Below are 17,989 nucleotides of genomic sequence, written 5' to 3' on the forward strand. Positions count from 1 at the left end.
CTTACATAGAATTTCTACTTTTTTAAACTAAAGTTATAAACACTTGTAAACAAAAAAAGCCACGCAATGCGTGGCTTTTTCTATACTTATTTTTTTTAATTCTGAAGATAATCTGGCGTACCATCCATATCTGTATCTAGCGCATCACTAGGGTCACCATCTCCATTTGGGTCAGGGTTTTCATTAATTGTCAGAATACCATCACCGTCATCGTCATTATCTAAAGAATTTATAATGCCATCACCATCAGTATCAAGTGGTGTAAATGGATCTTCAAATTGAGTTAAAATACCATCATTATCATCATCTCTTTCTAAATGATTTGGGATACCATCACCATCAGAATCACCTATATCTAAAATTGTTAGTAGGCCATCATTGTCATCATCATCATCTAAATAATTAGGAGTACCATCCATATCTGTATCATCATTATCTAAATTACCATCCATATCTACATCTTCAAATGAGTTTGGTATACCATCTCCATCATCGTCATTACAATCAATAGTATCTAAAATTGCTTGAATATCGCCACTGGCATCACCGCATGATAACAGTTGTATTTCTAGAGCTGCTTCCAATTGCGAACATAAAGATGTACTTGGGGCTCCTCCCATAACTTGGGTCTGCAACATTGCAACAACATCTGTTGCTAGTGCACAAGTTGTTCCGCCTGTTGTTTCAGATATGTTTTGAAGTATTGGAACCCGAAAAAACACACCATCAATAAAGTTTACTGAATTTAATCCATCTGCTGTAAATGCATTAAACCAAAATTCTCCCGTAGCTGTATTATTCACCAAATCTACATTCGTGATTGTTATTAAACCATCAGAAGTAAATTGCACTGGAGGTGGATTTGGCGCTTGATTGTTTAATGTAGAGTATACTGTTCCGTCTGCTGCTGTATACCTTGCTTCACTTTGATTAGTGCCTCCTAAAGGATAATCTCCTGCATCTGTTCTGGTTGTAAAAAGCAAAAGTGTTTCTGTACCTCTAATTGCTCTAATAACTAATCCGCCATCTTGAGTAGCAGCACTAAAAGCAACACCTCTCCATGATTGACTTTCAAAATTTGCTTGTACAGCAGGGTTATTAAACTCTACATCATCAGCACAGCCAAAAAATATAGAAACCAGTAACACTAAAAGTAGATTCTTATTCATTTTTAATTACTTTAAAAATATCTATGTTTACAACGTTTGATTGCCGTCAAAAGTATATTATTTTTTTGAGATTTCTTTATATAATATAAAGTCTTGAAAATTAAAAAAATATACTATCTTTGCGCCCTCATTAATAACAGAGGTCGAGAACCTCACCTAATTAATTATTATGCCTGTAAAAATCAGATTACAAAGACACGGTAAAAAAGGAAAACCTTTTTATTGGATTGTAGCGGCAGATGCTCGCTCAAAAAGAGATGGTAGATACCTAGAGAAATTAGGAATTTACAATCCAAATAGTAACCCGGCAACTATCGAATTAGATGTTGATGGTGCTGTTAAATGGTTAGATAACGGAGCACAACCAACAGATACAGCGAGAGCTATTTTATCTTATAAAGGTGCTTTATTAAAGAAGCATTTAGCTGGTGGTGTTAAAAAAGGAGCTTTAACTGAAGAACAAGCACAAGCAAAGTTTGATGCTTGGTTAGAAGAAAAAGCAGCTAAAGTTCAAGCAAAAGCGGATGGCTTATCTAAAGCAGATGCTGAGGCAAGAGCTAAAGCATTAGAAGCTGAAAAAGCAGTTAACGATGCACGTATCGCAGCGGCTACTCCTGTAGTTGAAGAAGAAGTTGCAGAAGAAACTACAGCATCTAACGAAGAAGAATAAAAAAATTATTTTTATACTTTTAAACCCAGACGTTTAAACGCCTGGGTTTTTTTATTTCAATTATTCTTATGAAAAAAGACGATTGTTTTTACTTAGGGAAAATAGTAAAGAAATATAGTTTTAAAGGTGAGCTTTTAGCTAAACTCGATACGGATGAGCCTGATTTATATGATAATCTGGATGCTATTTTTATAGACCTAAGAGGGAATCTTGTGCCTTTTTTTATTGAAACATCTCAATTACATAAATCCGATTTATTACGATTAAAGCTTGAAGATGTTGATAACGAAGCTGATGCAGATGCGCTTTTAAAATCTGACCTTTACCTTCCTTTAGACTTACTCCCAAAACTTGAAGGCAACAAATTTTATTTTCATGAGGTTATTGGTTTTACAATGAATGATGAAAATTTTGGTGAGGTTGGGAAAATTGTAGGCGTCAATGACAGTACCGCTCAAGCTTTATTTGAAGTTGACAGAAACGGTATTGAAATTCTTATTCCTATGAATGATGAATTTATCGTCAAAATAGACAAAGACAATAAAACTGTTATGGTAAATACACCTGAGGGATTAATAGATTTATACCTTTCTTAATAGTGAGCTCCAAGCCTTTCAAATTCAAAGAATTTACCGTTAATCAAGACCGTTGTGCTATGAAAATTGGTACAGATGGTGTTTTACTTGGTGCATGGACATCTATTGAGAATCGTCCATTTTCAGTTTTAGATATTGGTACTGGGACAGGAATCTTATCATTAATGTTGGCACAAAGAAGCAATGCACAACTCATAGAAGCTATAGAAATAGATGCGGATGCATTTGAACAATGTGCAGATAATTTTGAAAATTCACCTTGGGGTGACAGGTTATTTTGTTATCATGCTTCACTATTAGAGTATGTTGAAGAAGTTGATGATAAATACGACACTATTATTTGTAATCCGCCATTTTATTCTGAAAACTATAAAACAGAAACTATTTCTAGAGATTTGGCCAGATTTACAGACGCTATGCCTTTTGAGCATTTAATATATGCTGCTTCTCAATTGCTATCTATAAGTGGATTATTCTCTGTTATCATTCCGTATAAAGAGGAAAAAGACTTTATTAAACTTGCATCTAAAGTAAATTTATTTCCAAAACGTATTCTTCATGTAAGAGGAAATCCCGAAGCAGATATTAAACGTAGTTTAATCGAATTCTCATTTCAAAACACAACTATAGAAACTTCAGAATTAATTATCGAAAACGGAAGACACAATTACACAGAAGGTTATATAAATCTTACCAAAGATTTCTACCTTAAAATGTAATGTATTGGTTGTCCACTGCAAACGTTTTCGTTACATTTGACCCATAATAGGTATTTAAAAAAAATCTAAGTATCCATTACTATTTTTCAGCTAAGTATTTAAACGTATTTTATAATGAAACCAGACGTATTTGAAGCTCCAGATTATTATAATCTTGATGATTTATTCTCAGAAGAACATAAACTAGTTCGTGACGCTGCTCGCGAATGGGTAAAACGTGACATATCTCCAATAATTGAAGATGCTGCTCAGAAAGCAGAATTTCCAAAATCCATTATTGGCGGATTGGCCGAAATAGGTGCTTTTGGACCTTACATTCCCGAAGAATATGGTGGCGCAGGATTAGACCAAATTTCTTATGGCTTAATCATGCAGGAGATTGAGCGTGGCGATTCTGGTGTAAGAAGTACAGCTTCTGTACAATCGTCTTTAGTCATGTATCCTATTTGGAAATATGGCACTGAAGAGCAACGCAAAAAATACCTGCCAAAATTGGCCACTGGAGAATGGATGGGAAGTTTTGGATTAACAGAACCTGACCATGGTAGTAATCCTGGTGGCATGACCACCAATTTTAAAGATATGGGAGATCATTATCTTTTAAATGGTGCAAAAATGTGGATTTCAAATTCGCCATTTTGCAATGTAGCTGTGGTTTGGGCAAAGAACGAAGAAGGTCGTATCCACGGCCTTATTGTAGAACGCGGAATGGAAGGATTTTCTACGCCTGAGACACATAACAAATGGTCTTTAAGAGCTTCTGCAACTGGAGAGCTTATTTTCGATAATGTCAAAGTCCCAAAAGAGAACTTATTGCCAAACAAATCTGGTTTGGGAGCACCTCTTGGATGTTTGGACTCTGCGCGTTATGGTATTGCTTGGGGCGCAATTGGTGCCGCTATGGATTGTTATGACACGGCATTAAGATATAGTAAAGAACGTATACAATTTGGCAAACCTATTGGACAGTTTCAGCTTCAGCAAAAGAAATTGGCCGAGATGATTACTGAGATTACCAAAGCGCAATTATTAGCTTTTCGTTTAGGGCAATTAAAAAATGAAAATAGAGCCACATCAGCACAAATCTCTATGGCAAAGCGTAATAATGTGGAGATGGCCATTAAAATTGCTCGCGAAGCTAGACAAATGTTAGGTGGTATGGGCATCAGTGGAGAATATAGTATTATGCGCCATATGATGAATCTAGAAAGTGTAATTACTTACGAAGGCACACACGATATACATCTACTAATTACCGGTTTAGACGTTACGGGTTTAAATGCATTTAAATAAGTCTCTAAACGATTTTTTAAAATATAATATTGAAAATGCTTCATCTCATCATGAAGCATTTTTTTATTTACATTTACTACCATGTTTTCAGCAAAAAAACGATTAGATAAAGCTTACAATGAAGCGAAAGTCATTTTTTTTAATGACTCTAGTAAATATATCTTATTTAGTGATTGTCATCGTGGCGATAATAGCTTTGCTGATGATTTTGCCAATAACAGAAATATCTATTTTCATGCGTTAAAACATTACTATAATGAAGGCTTTAATTATGCTGAATTAGGTGACGGTGATGAACTATGGGAAAATCTTTCATTTGAATCTATCCTGCATGCGCACAAAAATGTTTATATGCTCATGAAACAATTTCATGATGAAGGCAGATTACATATGATATGGGGGAATCATGATATGGTGTATCGTAATCAGAATTACGTTAACAAACACCTAAACACCTATTTTGATGCAAAAACTGGCGAAAACAAAGACTTGTTTTGCGACATTACATACCATGAAGGTATCGTTTTAAAGCATTCTGAAACTAGTCAAGAATTATTTCTATGTCATGGTCATCAAGCAGATTGGTGGAATTATTTGTTTTGGAAAGTCAGCCGTTTTATGGTACGCGTGCTCTGGAAACCATTGAATGTTATGGGTATTGCAGACCCTACAAGTCCAGCCAAAAATTATAAGGAACTTATAAAAGTTGAACGGCGTACTAAAAAGTGGATCACAGAAAATAACAACTTAGTTACCATAGCTGGGCATACACATAGACCGCGTTTTCCTGAACCTGGCGATATCGCTTTTTTTAATGACGGTAGCTGTGTCCATCCGAGAAGCATCACTGGTCTTGAAATCGAAAATGGCGCGATCTCACTTATAAAATGGCAAATTGCTACTGCCGATGATGGTACGCTAAAAATTGTACGAATCCTTTTAGAAGGACCAACAAAGTTAATGGATTATAAAACTGAGTAATTAACTCTCAGGCGCCAGTTCTACTTCTAAACCTTCAAGTTCTGGTGAAATATGTATTTGGCATCCTAAACGACTATTATCTTTTACATAGAACGCTTCAGAAAGCATCGCCTCTTCATCGTCCAGCATTTCTGGTAAGCTATGTTCGGAATTGACATAACATTGGCAAGATGCGCACATGGCCATACCTCCGCAAACACCAATAGTACCTTCTGGAGCAAGCTCATAACTACGAACCACCTCCATCAAATTCATAGCCATATCTGTAGGTGCTTCGATATAATGTTTTACACCATCACGATCAATAATTGTAATATTTATATCACTACTATCCATTAATCAATTGTTTTTACCACAGCTTTAGGTGCTTCTTTTCGCGTACCATCAAAACCATCAATACCAGCTACAGTTGTGTACTTTAAAACGTAGCGTTTTCCTGGATTTATAATTTTATAAGCTGCTTGACACATTAATGTCGCTTCATGAAAACCACAAAGAATCAGTTTTAATTTTCCAGGATATATATTTCCATCACCAATGGCAAAAATACCTGGAATATTAGTTTGGTAATCTAACGCATTATTAACTTTAATAGCATTTTTTTCAATCTCTAATCCCCAATTGGCTATTGGCCCTAATTTAGGTGATAACCCAAAAAGTGGAATAAAATGATCTGTCTCTAAAGTAAATGGCGCTTCATCTTTTTTAGTGATTTCTAGTGCTTCAACCTTATCATCACCAATAATCGCAGTGATTTCTGCAGGTGTAATTAGATTAATCTTTCCAGAATTTTTTAATTCTTGAACTTTTTCAACAGAATCTAAATGTCCTCTAAACTCATTACGTCTATGTACCAAAGTGACACTTTTTGCGACATCAGCTAAAAAGATACTCCAATCTAATGCAGAATCGCCACCACCAGCAATGATGACATTTTTACCACGATAGAGTTCAGGTTCTTTGATGATGTATTCTACACCTTTATCTTCAAAATCTGTAATATTATCTAGTAAGGGTTTGCGAGGCTCAAAACTTCCCAATCCGCTTGCAATAGCAACAACAGGTGCTTGATGTTTGGTCCCTTTATTGGTTGTAACAATAAATGTTCCGTCGTCTTGCTTATCTATGGTTTCTGCACGTTCTCCTAATGTAAATCCTGGCTCAAACTGCTTGCACTGCTCTAGTAACTTATCTGTTAAATCCCCAGCTAAAATTTCTGGGTATGCAGGGATATCGTAAATCGGCTTTTTGGGATATATCTCAGAGCACTGTCCTCCTGGTTGCGGTAATGCATCAATAAGATGACATTTAAGTTTAAGTAAACCTGCCTCAAAAACGGCAAAAAGCCCTGTTGGGCCAGCACCGATAATAATTATATCTGTTGTAATCATTGAATTGTAATAATTAAAAGCAAAACTAATACTATGCTTCTTTTCAGAATGTGATAAAAGTCATTTTAAATTATTCGACATTGATTACTTTTTCTATCTGCGGTGCATACTTTTTAATCGTCATTTCTACACCAGACTTTAAAGTCATTTGATTAACACTACAGGCAATACAAGCCCCTTGCAACTGCACTTTGACAAACTTATCATCCTCTATAGAAAGTAAAGAAATATCACCGCCATCACTCTGTAGAAATGGACGAATTTCGTCTAGTGCTTTCTCAACATTCTCTTTTAATTGTTCACCAGTCATAATTTTTATTTAATGGAATTCATAATATCAAGATTAACCTATGAATTCATTTTATTTCTTTTTAACAGCAGAACATCCTGCCATTGTTGTAATTTTTATTGCTTCTGTTTCGGGTAGCGCTTCATTTCTATAAACCACTTGCTCTACAACACGTTTTGTTAACGCTTCAAAAGCTTCTTCTATTGGCGTAGCTGTTTGCAAAGCAGCTGGCCTACCAACATCTCCCGCTTCTCTTATACTTTTTACTAAAGGCACTTCTCCTAAGAAAGGCACCTCTAAATCTTCTGCTAAATGTTTTGCGCCTTCTTTCCCAAAGATATAATATTTATTCTCTGGCAATTCAGCTGGTGTAAAGTAAGCCATGTTTTCTATAATTCCTAAAACAGGAACATTAATGCTATCTTGTTGAAACATAGCTACACCTTTTTTTGCATCTGCTAAAGCGACATTCTGTGGTGTACTCACAACAACCGCACCAGTTATTGGTAATGCTTGCATAATACTCAAATGAATATCTCCTGTTCCTGGAGGCAAATCTAATAACAAGAAATCTAGTTCGCCCCAAGCCGCATCAAAAATCATTTGATTTAATGCTTTCGAAGCCATTGGACCACGCCAAATAACCGCTTGGTCTGGTTTTGTGAAAAATCCTATTGACAAAACCTTTACGCCGTAGTTTTCTATAGGTTTCATTTTAGATTTTCCATCTACATTGACAGACAATGGTCTTTCTGAAGCAACATCGAACATTATAGGAATCGATGGTCCATAAATATCTGCATCTAAAACACCTACTTTAAAGCCCATTTTAGCTAAGGTTACTGCTAAATTTGCTGTAACAGTTGATTTACCAACACCACCTTTCCCAGAGGCTACAGCAACAATATTAGAAATTCCTGGAATAGGTTTTCCTTTTATTTCATTGGTTTGTTTAGGCGCTTTAGCTGGTGCTTCAACTTTTATATTGACTTTTATTTTAGCTTTTTCGTAAACGTCTCGATGAATGGTTTGCAGTATCTCTACCTCTGCTTTCTTTCGTGCCTGAAGACTTGGATTTTTTATTGTTAAATCCACAATTACTTCATCGGCAAAGGTCACCACATTGGTAACTGCACCACTATCAACCATGTTCTGCCCTTCACCAGGAACAGTTATGGTTTTAAGCGCATTTAGTACATCTTGTTTATTAAGTTTCATCTGTTAATATTCAACGTTACTAGTTTGTCAGATGGAATTCGCCATTAGTCTCTAGGACAACTAGAAACTTTCATTTTCGGCGCATTTCACTTTTTATCTAGATTAATTCTAAATGCAAAGATACTGCTAAAAGTTAACATTATTCGTTAAGAAAATTGAAAAGAAAAATGAGTGGATAAGCTTTATAAATGGGCTTGTAATTCCTTCGAAGGGTCCCAAAAAACAGTTTCAAAATTCTGAATCTGATTCTCTACAACTTCAATGCCTTCGTTTTCTAAAAGTTGTTGCATCAAATTTGTGCCTTCAAAATGATGCTTGCCAGTCAATAAGCCTTTTCTATTCACCACGCGATGCGCTGGTACGTCTTTGCCAAAAGAACCATTCATAGCATAACCCACAATTCGCGCACTTCTTGCAGCTCCTAAGTATTTAGCAATAGCCCCATAGCTTGTTGCTCTCCCATAAGGGATACGTTTTGCGACTTCATATACCCGTTCGAAAAAACTTTCAGTTTCTGGCTTCATCTTAAATCTCCCTGAGAATATTTATAAATGTAATTAACGCCACCAAACCTGTAACACTACCAATAATGTAATTCATGTTCTTTTGAGACGTAAATGTTTTATCTTTTATCTTATCAAAAAAGAAAATATAAAAATACAGCATTACAAATGTTCCCATTGCAGCTCCAGTAACATATGTGATAATGCTCACCCGTTCAAAATCCATAACACCAAAAGATGCCAAAGTAATTGTCATGTAAGCCTGATATGGAATGGGGAATACATTTAGCGCAGACAAAAACATCCCATAGAAAAAACGGCTTTTTTTACTGCGAATATCATCTTCTTCTACTGGCTTGGTTTCTTCTTTTTGTTTTGACGCTAAAACCAAAAAATAGATAGTAATTAAAACAAAAATAACAAACGCCACGCGTTGAAGAATCTCAACCACATCTGGTCGATTACTCAAATATCTTGAAAAAATTGCAGCGATATACGTCTGAATAAAAACGACTAAACATACTCCTGTAGAAAACATAACGCCTCGCCCAGCGCCTTCTTTAAGGCTTATTTTTGCAGCTGTCATATTAAGTAAACCAGGTGGAATTACACCAATTAAGGCCACAAAAAGACCAAGAAAAAAGACAATAGTTATACTCAAGATTTAGTTGATTTGAAATCTAATATACGTAATTGGTTTGTCTTGTTCTAAATATTGACGCTCATAAAAGGTTTGTATTTCTGTAACTTCTTCAGGACTACCTTCTTGCTTATATACATTATGATTGGCATAAAGCACCTTATGTTTTGCTCCATGCAGTAAGCCTAAAGTATATCCGTGCATAAACTCACTATCTGTTTTTAAATGCATTATCCCATTTGGCTTAAGTACCTTTTTATAGCGTTCTAAAAACTCAAGATTTGTCATTCTATGCTTGGTGCGCTTGTACTTTATTTGCGGATCAGGAAATGTAATCCAGATTTCATCAACTTCATTATCAGTAAAAGCAAAATCAATTAATTCTATTTGTGTTCTTATAAACATGGCATTAGGGATATTCTCTTCTAACGCTGTTTTTGCGCCTCTCCAAAAGCGTGCACCTTTGATATCTATACCGATAAAATTTTTATTAGGGTAGCGCTTAGCAAGACCAACAGTATACTCGCCTTTTCCACATCCCAATTCTAAAACAATTGGATTATCGTTTTTGAAAACATTTTTATTCCAATTGCCTTTATTTTTGAAATTACCATCGGTAAGTTCTTCTCGCTTAGGCTGAAAAACGTTTTCGAATGTTTCGTTTTCCTTAAAGCGCTTTAATTTGTTTTTGCTTCCCACAATTATTTAATCTTTTGGCAAAATTAAGGAAACATTTTAGGTTTATCTTTGGTCTATAATAGACATTTAAAAAATAAATGACGGTTACTACTCAGTTATCATCAACGTATAATAAAAAGATACTAAAACAAGCTCATAATAGAAAGCGAATTTTAGTGGCGCCACTTTGCTGGGGTTTAGGTCATGCTACACGTTGTATTCCCATTATTAATGCCTTAATTTCTCAAGGCCTTGAGCCTGTTATTGCTTCGGACGGTGGTGCATTGGAGCTACTGAAAAAAGAGTTTCCTAAATTATCTGCTTTTGAGCTTCCGTCTTATAATATTTCGTATTCCAAAAAAAGTAATGGTTTTAAATTGAAATTTTTAAAAGCATCTCCTCATATTTTGAAAACAATTAAACGCGAAAGAAAACGTATTGAACAATTAGTTGAAACTGAAAACATAGATGGTATTATTTCTGATAATCGTTTTGGCGTTAGACATAAAGCCATCCCATCTGTATATATCACGCATCAGTTAAATGTTCTTAGCGGAAAAACAACCTGGTTGAGTAGTAAATGGCATCAAGACATCATTAAGAAATTTGACGAATGTTGGGTGCCAGACTTTGAACATAGTCCTAATTTAAGTGGTGAGTTAGGTCACACAAAACGCCAATTAAATAATGTAAAATACATTGGTCCATTAAGCCGTTTCAAAAAACAGACTAGTGAAGAAAATATAGACATTCTTGTTATTTTATCTGGTCCTGAACCTCAACGTACACAACTAGAAAAGAAATTATTATTTGAACTTAAAAACAAAAAAGAGTCTGTGGTTTTTGTAAGAGGCTTGGTTGAAGGTAAACAGAAGATGACCATAATTGACAACATTAAAATGTACAATTATATGACAAGCAACGAGCTTGAAACAGCTATAAATTCTAGTAAATTAATTGTCTCGAGATCTGGATACACCACGATTATGGATTTAGCTAAGCTCGGAAAAAAAGCAATTTTTATCCCAACTCCTGGTCAGTTTGAACAATTGTATTTGGCCAAAAAGTTATCCGAAAATTCTAGTATTCCCTTTATAGAACAAGACAATTTTAGTTTCAAAGATCTTAACTTTAATACTACTTACACAGGCTTTAAGGCTATGGAGGCAGAGTGTAATTACAAAAAACTATTTGGCCTTTTCTAGCGTAAACGAAAACTCACTTCCTACACCAGGTTCACTTTCTACATATATTTTTTCGTTATGCGCTTCTATAATATGCTTAACGATAGACAATCCTAAACCAGAACCACCTTCTTTTCTAGATCCACTTTTATCCACACGATAAAAGCGCTCAAACAGACGACTCAAATGCTCTTGCGCAATACCTTCTCCGTTGTCAGTTACTCGAACAATAACCTTGTTTTTAATTAAGTTCTCAATACTTACTTCTGTAGTTCCGTGCTCTGAACCATATTTTATAGAATTTACAACTAGATTACTTACAATTTGCTGAATACGTTCTCTATCTGCATTAACATAAATAGGTTGAGGATAATCAGTATCGAAAGTCAATGTAATATTCTTTTTTGAAGCTTTCATTTCAAAAAGATCAAATATATTTTGAATTAATTCTACAACATCAAATTTCTCGATATTTAAACTTAAGTCTCCAACTTCTAATTTGGTAATCATGTCTAAATCTTTCAAGATATAAGTCAATCTTTCTACGCCTTTACTGGCACGGCTCAAATATTTTTTACGAATTTTTTCATCATTCATTGCGCCATCTAGAAGTGTCTCAATATAACCTTGAACGGTAAATAAAGGTGTCTTCAACTCATGAGACACATTACCTAAAAACTCCTTCCTGTATTCTTCTCTAACTTTAAGTGTTTCTATTTCTAGTTTTTTGTCTCTAGCATACTTATCAATCTCTTTAGTAAGTGTCGTCATATCCGTAGTGATAGGCTGTTGTCTCAAATCTGTAGACTCTAGAAGTGTAAGGTCATCGTATATTCTTTTTATACGGCGATATATAAAACGTTCTATTCTGTATTGAATAACCACAAAACAAACCAGAAAACATGCAAATGGAAAAATTAGAAATTCCCAATCTATCGTATGAAAAGCATTGAGAAACAAAGCCATTAAAACTGTAGCTATTATGGTCACATAGCTTGCTGTTCTAATCGTAAATTTATAAGATTTTTTTAGTGCTTTTTGCATTAGTCAACAAACTTGTAACCAACGCCTTTGACAGTTTTAAAAGATTTATCACCAATTTTTTCTCTGAGTTTTCTAATGTGTACATCTATGGTTCTTCCTCCAACAACGACCTCATTACCCCAAACTTTGTCTAAAATCTCTTCGCGCTTAAATACTTTTCCTGGCTTGGTTGCTAATAAAGATAGTAATTCAAATTCTTTTCTTGGCAAAATAATTTCTTCTCCTTTATTAGTGATTTTGTATTCCTCTCTATTAATAATTAGTTCGCCAATTTTGATAATGGTATCTGATGGATTTTCTGATTCTTTAAGACGTCTTAAAAGTGCTTTCACCTTGCTTACCAACACTTTAGGTTTTATTGGTTTTGTAATATAATCGTCGGCACCAGCATCAAACCCCGCAACTTGAGAGTAATCTTCGCCTCTAGCAGTTAAAAATGTAATAACTGTATTGCTTAAATCAGGAATTTCCCTGAGCTTCTCACAAGCTTCTATACCATCCATCTCTGGCATCATCACATCTAATATTATTAGATGTGGCTTATGCTTTTTTGCTTTTTCTATAGCTTCAACACCATTTTTTGCAGTAGTCACTTGATAGCCTTCTGATGATAAATTGTAGCCTACGATTTCTAAAATATCAGCCTCATCATCTACTAGCAAAATTTTAATATCTCTTTTTTTCAAAATAAAGTAGAATTATAACTTACGGTAAATATAATTATAACTCCTAAATAAAATTTACTGATTACAAATTGGTAACAATTACCTAACATTTGTCGGATAAAACTACAGTTTATCGGATTAAGAATAGCTAATTTTAAATAATTGTAAAATAGAACCTTAATTGCTTAATATCATTTAATTAAAGTCAATATTCTTCTTATATTTGAGACTCTTTTAACTACAATTAATTAATTATGAAAAAACTTTACTTTTTACTTTTTACAATTTTAATGACTGCTACCTCTTTTGGGCAGGTGATAAATGAAGTTGACGCAGATACTCCAGGAACAGATGCAGCTGAATTTATTGAAATTTTATGGACTCCTAATACATCACTTAACGGCCTTGTTGTTGTACTCTTTAATGGAAGTAATGACACTAGCTATTTGTCTTTTGATTTAGACGGATTTTCTACAGATGCAAATGGTCTTTTTATTCTAGGAAATACAGCAATAATATCTGCAGGTGACCTAGAAATTCCTCCTGGAGGATCTGGAGCAATACAAAATGGAGCAGATGCTGTAGCTATATTTAGCGGTAATGGAACTGACTTTCCTAATGGCACATCTATAGACCCTCTTCCTATGGGAACAACTTTGCTAAGCGGTGTCGTTTACGACACTAATGACGGAGACGATTCAGGATTACTTGCAGCCATTGGAGGTATTCAATACAACGAGGATGAAAACATGTCTAAAGATACTCAGTCTGTACAAAGAAATATGGATGGAACTTATACCGTTAAAAATATAACTTTTAGAGCTTCAAATGATAGTGCGGTTTGTGATTTATCTATTGGTGCTGTAAATGCAGTATGTGATAATATTACAGCTGGCACTGACACATATACAGCTACTATAGCATTTACAGGTGGAGGCACTTCAACTTACACAGTGAGTGCAGATTCAGGAACTGTTGATTTATCGATGGGCAATCCTTCTATGGATGCTTCAGGTACTATTACTGTAAATGGAGTAAATGAGGGTGTAGATGTTATTGTTACAATCGAAGATGGTGGACTATGTGATATAGATACCACTGTTAGCGCAGTAGATTGTATACCTGCGCTTACACTTCCTCTATCTGAAGATTTCACATATGCAGATGGGCCTTTAGTTAGTAACCCTGATTGGTCAAATTTCTCAGGTACAAATGAGGATCTGCAAGTAGTATCTGGACAGGCTTTAGTACAACATGGAAGTCCAAGTGAAGATGCTAGTATTGCATTTACACCAGTAGCTGGTGATATTTACTTTGGTATTGACTTCACTGTTGTCGATCCAGGGGCTGTTATTTCTGGTGGTGATTATGAGTACTTTGCTTTTTTTAAGGACGATTCTTTTGGGTTTAGCGGAAGATTAAGTATTACAGATGCTAATACTCCTGGAAATGATTTTACAGTTGGTATAGCAACAGATAGTAGTAATGAAGACGCTATTTGGGCCACTGATTTATCTTTTGGAACAACATATAGAGCTATAGTAAGATATAATCAATCTACTAATGATTCACAGCTTTGGATTAACGCAACAACTGATACAGATACTTCTATATTGGGCGCTGATTTAGATGACGCTAATGCTAGATCAATCTCTCAATTTGGGTTAAGACAATCTGATTCTTCGCAAAATGAAGGAGTTTTAGTTGATAATCTACTTATTGGACAAACTTTTTTGCAAGTCCTTTCGGCGGAAGATAATTTTCAGATAAGAGAATTCTCTGTCTTTCCTAACCCAACTAATACTGGTGAGGTAAACATTTCTTCTGTAAATGTATCTCCAATAGCCGTTACTGTATTTGATGTATTAGGTAAGCAAATTAAAAACGAAACCATTTCTAATAATAGATTAGACGTTTCTAACTTAAAATCTGGTATTTATTTATTGAGATTAACTCAAGATGGAGCCACAAGTACTAAGAAACTTGTTATCAGATAAGCCTATAAAAAATTTAATTCTAAAAAGCGCTACCCATTGGTAGCGCTTTTTGTTTTGATTAATTTTACAACATGATAGAAACAGACAGAATTTTTAATATATCATATGATGAAGAATTCAAAGATTTAGCATTAGACGTCTTTAAATTTCAGTTTGTAAATAATCCTGTCTACCGTTCGTTTTGCGATTTGCTTTTTAAGCATCCTTCAGATGTAAAAGAAATTGAAGATATTCCGTTTTTACCTATTCAGTTTTTCAAATCTCATAAAATTTTAAGCTCTAGACATGTTATTGAAAAAACATTTACAAGTTCTGGTACAACAGGGAATACAACTAGCAAGCATCATGTTACTGACCTAAGCATTTACGAAAACAGTTTCAGAAAAGGCTTTAATCATTTTTACGGAAACATAGAAGATTATGTTGTTTTGGCTTTATTACCATCTTATTTAGAAAGAAATGGATCTTCGCTAATATACATGGCTGAAGATTTAATCAGAGCTTCAAAGCATACTGAAAGTGGATTTTACTTAAATAATTTAGATGAATTAGCAAACACTATAAAACGTCTAGAAACAAGAGGTCAGAAAACACTTTTAATAGGTGTTTCTTTTGCATTATTGGATTTGGCAGAAAACTACAATTTCAATTTAAAGCACACCATTATCATGGAAACTGGCGGCATGAAAGGACGTCGAAAAGAAATGATTCGCGCAGAGTTACATGCTATATTAAAGAAAAGTTTTGGCGTTAATCATATTCATAGCGAATATGGCATGACAGAACTCTTAAGTCAAGCTTACTCTAAAGGTAATGGTATTTTTGAATGTCCGCCTTGGCTAAAAATCTTTACTCGTGACACAGAAGATGCTTTGTCTATACATAAAAAATCAACTTCTGGAGGTCTTAATATTATAGACCTAGCAAATATTAATTCTTGCGCTTTTATAGCCACTCAAGATCTTGGCAAAACTTATGAGAATAAAACTTTTGAAGTCATAGGACGTTTTGACAATTCAGATATTCGTGGTTGTAATCTTATGGTTCTGTAAGCAAGCTTTTAAATTCTCGACATAGTCTCTAAACAAATATATTATGAGATTTATACTAATCGCATTACTAACTAGCATTACGAGTTTAAACGCGCAATCTATAGATTACAACCTTAAAAAAGGTTATGTTGCAGAAGGATATGATGTTGTAGAATACTTTAATAATAATGCTGTCGAAGGCAAAAAAAGTTTCTCAACGACGCATGATAATGTAAAGTATAAATTTTCTTCTCAGAAAAACTTAGATACTTTTTTAATGGCTCCTGAAAAATATGCACCGCAATATGGTGGCTATTGTGCTTATGCTGTTGCTGTAAAATCTAAAAAAGTAGGAATAGACCCAGAAACGTTTGAAATACGCGATGGGAAACTCTATTTATTCTATAATTCATGGGGTACAAACACTTTAGAATTATGGAAAAAAGAAAATGTGAAAGGTTTACAGAAAAAAGCCGACTTAAATTGGGAGGCTATTAAAAATTAATTTTTTAAATGAAAAAGAAAGATTAATAAATAGTTGAAAGTTGATTGATTGGTTGAAAATGCTCGGAGGCTTCTCCGGGCATTTTTTTATACAATCTTAATAATATATGTATTGCGTTTACCCTTGTTAAGAATAACGTACTTACCATTAATTAAGTCATCAGAAGAAATCATATAATCTTCTTTTACTTTCTCTTTATTTACAGATACTGAGTTCTCCTTAAGCGCACGTCTTGCTTCACCATTAGAGTTTAAAAACTCTGTTTTAGCAGCTAATGCCGCAATCATATCTAGTCCAGCTTCAAAATCTGCTTTTGAAATCTCTGCTTGAGGCACACCTTCAAAAACATCTAAAAATGTAGTTTCATCAATCGTTGCAATATCAGCTTTAAAAGTTTTGCTAAACAACACATTTGATGCTTTTTCAGCATTTTTAAAATCTTCTTCAGAATGCACCATTGTTGTAATCTCCTCAGCTAATCGTTTTTGCAATCCTCTTAAATGTGGTGCTTCTTTATGAGCTTCAACACTATTTTTAATCTCTTCTTGATTTAAAAATGTAAAAATCTTGATATACTTTTCAGCATCTTCATCACTAGAGTTTAACCAGTATTGGTAGAATTTATAAGGAGATGTTCTTTTAGCATCTAGCCATACATTTCCACCTTCAGACTTTCCAAATTTAGAACCATCACTTTTTGTAATTAATGGGCATGTTATTGCAAATCCTTTTCCATTACCAATTCGCCTTATCAATTCTGTTCCAGTAGTAATATTTCCCCACTGGTCACTTCCACCCATTTGTATGGTACAATTATTTGCTTTATACAAGTGTAAAAAATCATAACCTTGAACGAGTTGGTATGTAAACTCTGTAAAACTCATGCCTTCACTAGTGGATTCAGCAGATATTCTATTCTTTACAGAATCTTTGGCCATCATATAATTCACAGTAATATGCTTACCGACATCACGAATAAATTCAAGGAATGAAAATTCTTTCATCCAATCGTAATTATTTACCAATTTTGCTGCATTAGGCACATTACTTTCAAAATCTAAAAAGTGTGCTAACTGAACTTTTATAGCTTCTTGGTTATGACGCAATGTCTTTTCATCTAATAGATTACGTTCACTTGATTTACCAGATGGATCACCAATCATCCCTGTAGCACCACCAACCAATGCAACTGGTTGATGTCCACAACGCTGATAATGCGCTAACAACATAATTGGCACTAGATTACCAATATGCAAAGAATCTGCTGTTGGGTCAAAGCCCACATAGGCACTTCTCATAGCTTCACTTAAATGTTCCTCTACACCTGGCATACTATCATGCAACATGCCTCTCCACTTTAACTCTTCAACAAAATTCTTACTCATTGGATGTTTATATTCTAAAATTCGATAGGCA

General features: G+C 34.4%; 20 protein-coding genes. 9 read left to right on the top strand and 11 right to left on the bottom strand.

Annotated elements, in window-relative coordinates:
* Nucleotides 1-95: 95 nt before the first annotated feature.
* The gene (locus IEV10_RS00950) at nucleotides 96-1,169 is read right to left on the bottom strand and encodes a DUF6252 domain-containing protein (protein ID WP_188372819.1); all 1,074 of its coding nucleotides are present in this window, start codon (nucleotides 1,167-1,169) and stop codon (nucleotides 96-98) included.
* A 169-nt stretch (nucleotides 1,170-1,338) separates the two neighbouring features.
* Between IEV10_RS00950 and IEV10_RS00955 the strand changes: the two genes are divergently transcribed.
* The 5 genes from IEV10_RS00955 to IEV10_RS00975 all read left to right on the top strand — a co-directional run bounded on the left by IEV10_RS00955 (nucleotide 1,339) and on the right by IEV10_RS00975 (nucleotide 5,428).
* Nucleotides 1,339-1,839: a 30S ribosomal protein S16 gene (locus IEV10_RS00955; RefSeq protein WP_188372820.1), complete on the top strand. Its 501-nt coding sequence runs from the start codon at nucleotides 1,339-1,341 to the stop codon at nucleotides 1,837-1,839.
* Between the two features lie 68 nt (nucleotides 1,840-1,907).
* Nucleotides 1,908-2,435, top strand: a complete 528-nt coding sequence (rimM, locus tag IEV10_RS00960) for a ribosome maturation factor RimM (protein ID WP_188372821.1) — start codon at nucleotides 1,908-1,910, stop codon at nucleotides 2,433-2,435.
* Between the two features lie 59 nt (nucleotides 2,436-2,494).
* The gene (locus IEV10_RS00965) at nucleotides 2,495-3,154 is read left to right on the top strand and encodes a tRNA1(Val) (adenine(37)-N6)-methyltransferase (protein ID WP_188372822.1); all 660 of its coding nucleotides are present in this window, start codon (nucleotides 2,495-2,497) and stop codon (nucleotides 3,152-3,154) included.
* Between the two features lie 114 nt (nucleotides 3,155-3,268).
* A complete protein-coding gene (locus tag IEV10_RS00970) occupies nucleotides 3,269-4,447 on the top strand; it encodes an acyl-CoA dehydrogenase family protein (RefSeq protein WP_188372823.1) in 1,179 nt (392 codons plus the stop codon).
* Nucleotides 4,448-4,528: 81 nt separating this feature from the next.
* A complete protein-coding gene (locus IEV10_RS00975) occupies nucleotides 4,529-5,428 on the top strand; it encodes a metallophosphoesterase family protein (protein WP_188372824.1) in 900 nt (299 codons plus the stop codon).
* Here the strand turns inward: IEV10_RS00975 and IEV10_RS00980 are convergent, their stop codons facing one another.
* The 7 genes from IEV10_RS00980 to trmB all read right to left on the bottom strand — a co-directional run bounded on the left by IEV10_RS00980 (nucleotide 5,429) and on the right by trmB (nucleotide 10,168).
* Nucleotides 5,429-5,764: a 2Fe-2S iron-sulfur cluster-binding family protein gene (locus tag IEV10_RS00980; RefSeq protein ID WP_188372825.1), complete on the bottom strand. Its 336-nt coding sequence runs from the start codon at nucleotides 5,762-5,764 to the stop codon at nucleotides 5,429-5,431.
* Entirely contained in the window at nucleotides 5,764-6,819 is a 1,056-nt protein-coding gene (locus IEV10_RS00985) for an NAD(P)/FAD-dependent oxidoreductase (RefSeq protein ID WP_188372826.1), read from the bottom strand. Before IEV10_RS00985 ends, IEV10_RS00980 begins: the two co-directional genes overlap by 1 nt.
* 70 nt (nucleotides 6,820-6,889) lie before the next feature.
* On the bottom strand, nucleotides 6,890-7,129 hold the full coding sequence (locus IEV10_RS00990; protein ID WP_188372827.1) for a NifU family protein: 240 nt from the start codon (nucleotides 7,127-7,129) through the stop codon (nucleotides 6,890-6,892).
* A 51-nt stretch (nucleotides 7,130-7,180) separates the two neighbouring features.
* A complete protein-coding gene (locus IEV10_RS00995) occupies nucleotides 7,181-8,326 on the bottom strand; it encodes an Mrp/NBP35 family ATP-binding protein (protein WP_188372828.1) in 1,146 nt (381 codons plus the stop codon).
* Between the two features lie 182 nt (nucleotides 8,327-8,508).
* Nucleotides 8,509-8,850: an MGMT family protein gene (locus tag IEV10_RS01000; RefSeq protein WP_188372829.1), complete on the bottom strand. Its 342-nt coding sequence runs from the start codon at nucleotides 8,848-8,850 to the stop codon at nucleotides 8,509-8,511.
* A gap of 1 nt (nucleotide 8,851) precedes the next feature.
* The gene (locus tag IEV10_RS01005; RefSeq protein WP_188372830.1) at nucleotides 8,852-9,490 is read right to left on the bottom strand and encodes a LysE family transporter; all 639 of its coding nucleotides are present in this window, start codon (nucleotides 9,488-9,490) and stop codon (nucleotides 8,852-8,854) included.
* A gap of 3 nt (nucleotides 9,491-9,493) precedes the next feature.
* A complete protein-coding gene (gene trmB / locus IEV10_RS01010) occupies nucleotides 9,494-10,168 on the bottom strand; it encodes a tRNA (guanosine(46)-N7)-methyltransferase TrmB (RefSeq protein ID WP_188372831.1) in 675 nt (224 codons plus the stop codon).
* Nucleotides 10,169-10,245: 77 nt separating this feature from the next.
* Between trmB and IEV10_RS01015 the strand changes: the two genes are divergently transcribed.
* Entirely contained in the window at nucleotides 10,246-11,352 is a 1,107-nt protein-coding gene (locus IEV10_RS01015; RefSeq protein ID WP_188372832.1) for a glycosyltransferase, read from the top strand.
* On the opposite strand, the gene IEV10_RS01020 is transcribed toward IEV10_RS01015, so the two are convergent.
* Together IEV10_RS01020 and IEV10_RS01025 are read right to left on the bottom strand one after the other, a co-directional pair.
* Entirely contained in the window at nucleotides 11,335-12,375 is a 1,041-nt protein-coding gene (locus IEV10_RS01020) for a sensor histidine kinase (protein ID WP_188372833.1), read from the bottom strand. The genes IEV10_RS01015 and IEV10_RS01020 overlap by 18 nt on opposite strands.
* Complete coding sequence (locus IEV10_RS01025) at nucleotides 12,375-13,061, bottom strand: response regulator transcription factor (RefSeq protein WP_188372834.1); 687 nt, start codon at nucleotides 13,059-13,061, stop codon at nucleotides 12,375-12,377. The genes IEV10_RS01020 and IEV10_RS01025 overlap by 1 nt, the downstream gene beginning before the upstream one ends.
* A 233-nt stretch (nucleotides 13,062-13,294) precedes the next feature.
* Between IEV10_RS01025 and IEV10_RS01030 the strand changes: the two genes are divergently transcribed.
* From IEV10_RS01030 to IEV10_RS01040, 3 genes are all read left to right on the top strand, one after another.
* On the top strand, nucleotides 13,295-15,037 hold the full coding sequence (locus IEV10_RS01030) for a T9SS type A sorting domain-containing protein (RefSeq protein ID WP_188372835.1): 1,743 nt from the start codon (nucleotides 13,295-13,297) through the stop codon (nucleotides 15,035-15,037).
* Nucleotides 15,038-15,108: 71 nt separating this feature from the next.
* Entirely contained in the window at nucleotides 15,109-16,089 is a 981-nt protein-coding gene (locus tag IEV10_RS01035) for a LuxE/PaaK family acyltransferase (RefSeq protein WP_188372836.1), read from the top strand.
* A 43-nt stretch (nucleotides 16,090-16,132) separates the two neighbouring features.
* On the top strand, nucleotides 16,133-16,573 hold the full coding sequence (locus IEV10_RS01040; protein ID WP_188372837.1) for a YHS domain-containing (seleno)protein: 441 nt from the start codon (nucleotides 16,133-16,135) through the stop codon (nucleotides 16,571-16,573).
* Between the two features lie 86 nt (nucleotides 16,574-16,659).
* Here the strand turns inward: IEV10_RS01040 and tyrS are convergent, their stop codons facing one another.
* Entirely contained in the window at nucleotides 16,660-17,958 is a 1,299-nt protein-coding gene (gene tyrS, locus IEV10_RS01045; protein WP_188372838.1) for a tyrosine--tRNA ligase, read from the bottom strand.
* Between the last annotated feature and the right edge of the window lie 31 nt (nucleotides 17,959-17,989).

Origin of the sequence: Winogradskyella haliclonae, from assembly GCF_014635865.1 — a bacterium.
Classification (GTDB): Bacteria; Bacteroidota; Bacteroidia; order Flavobacteriales; family Flavobacteriaceae; genus Winogradskyella; species Winogradskyella haliclonae.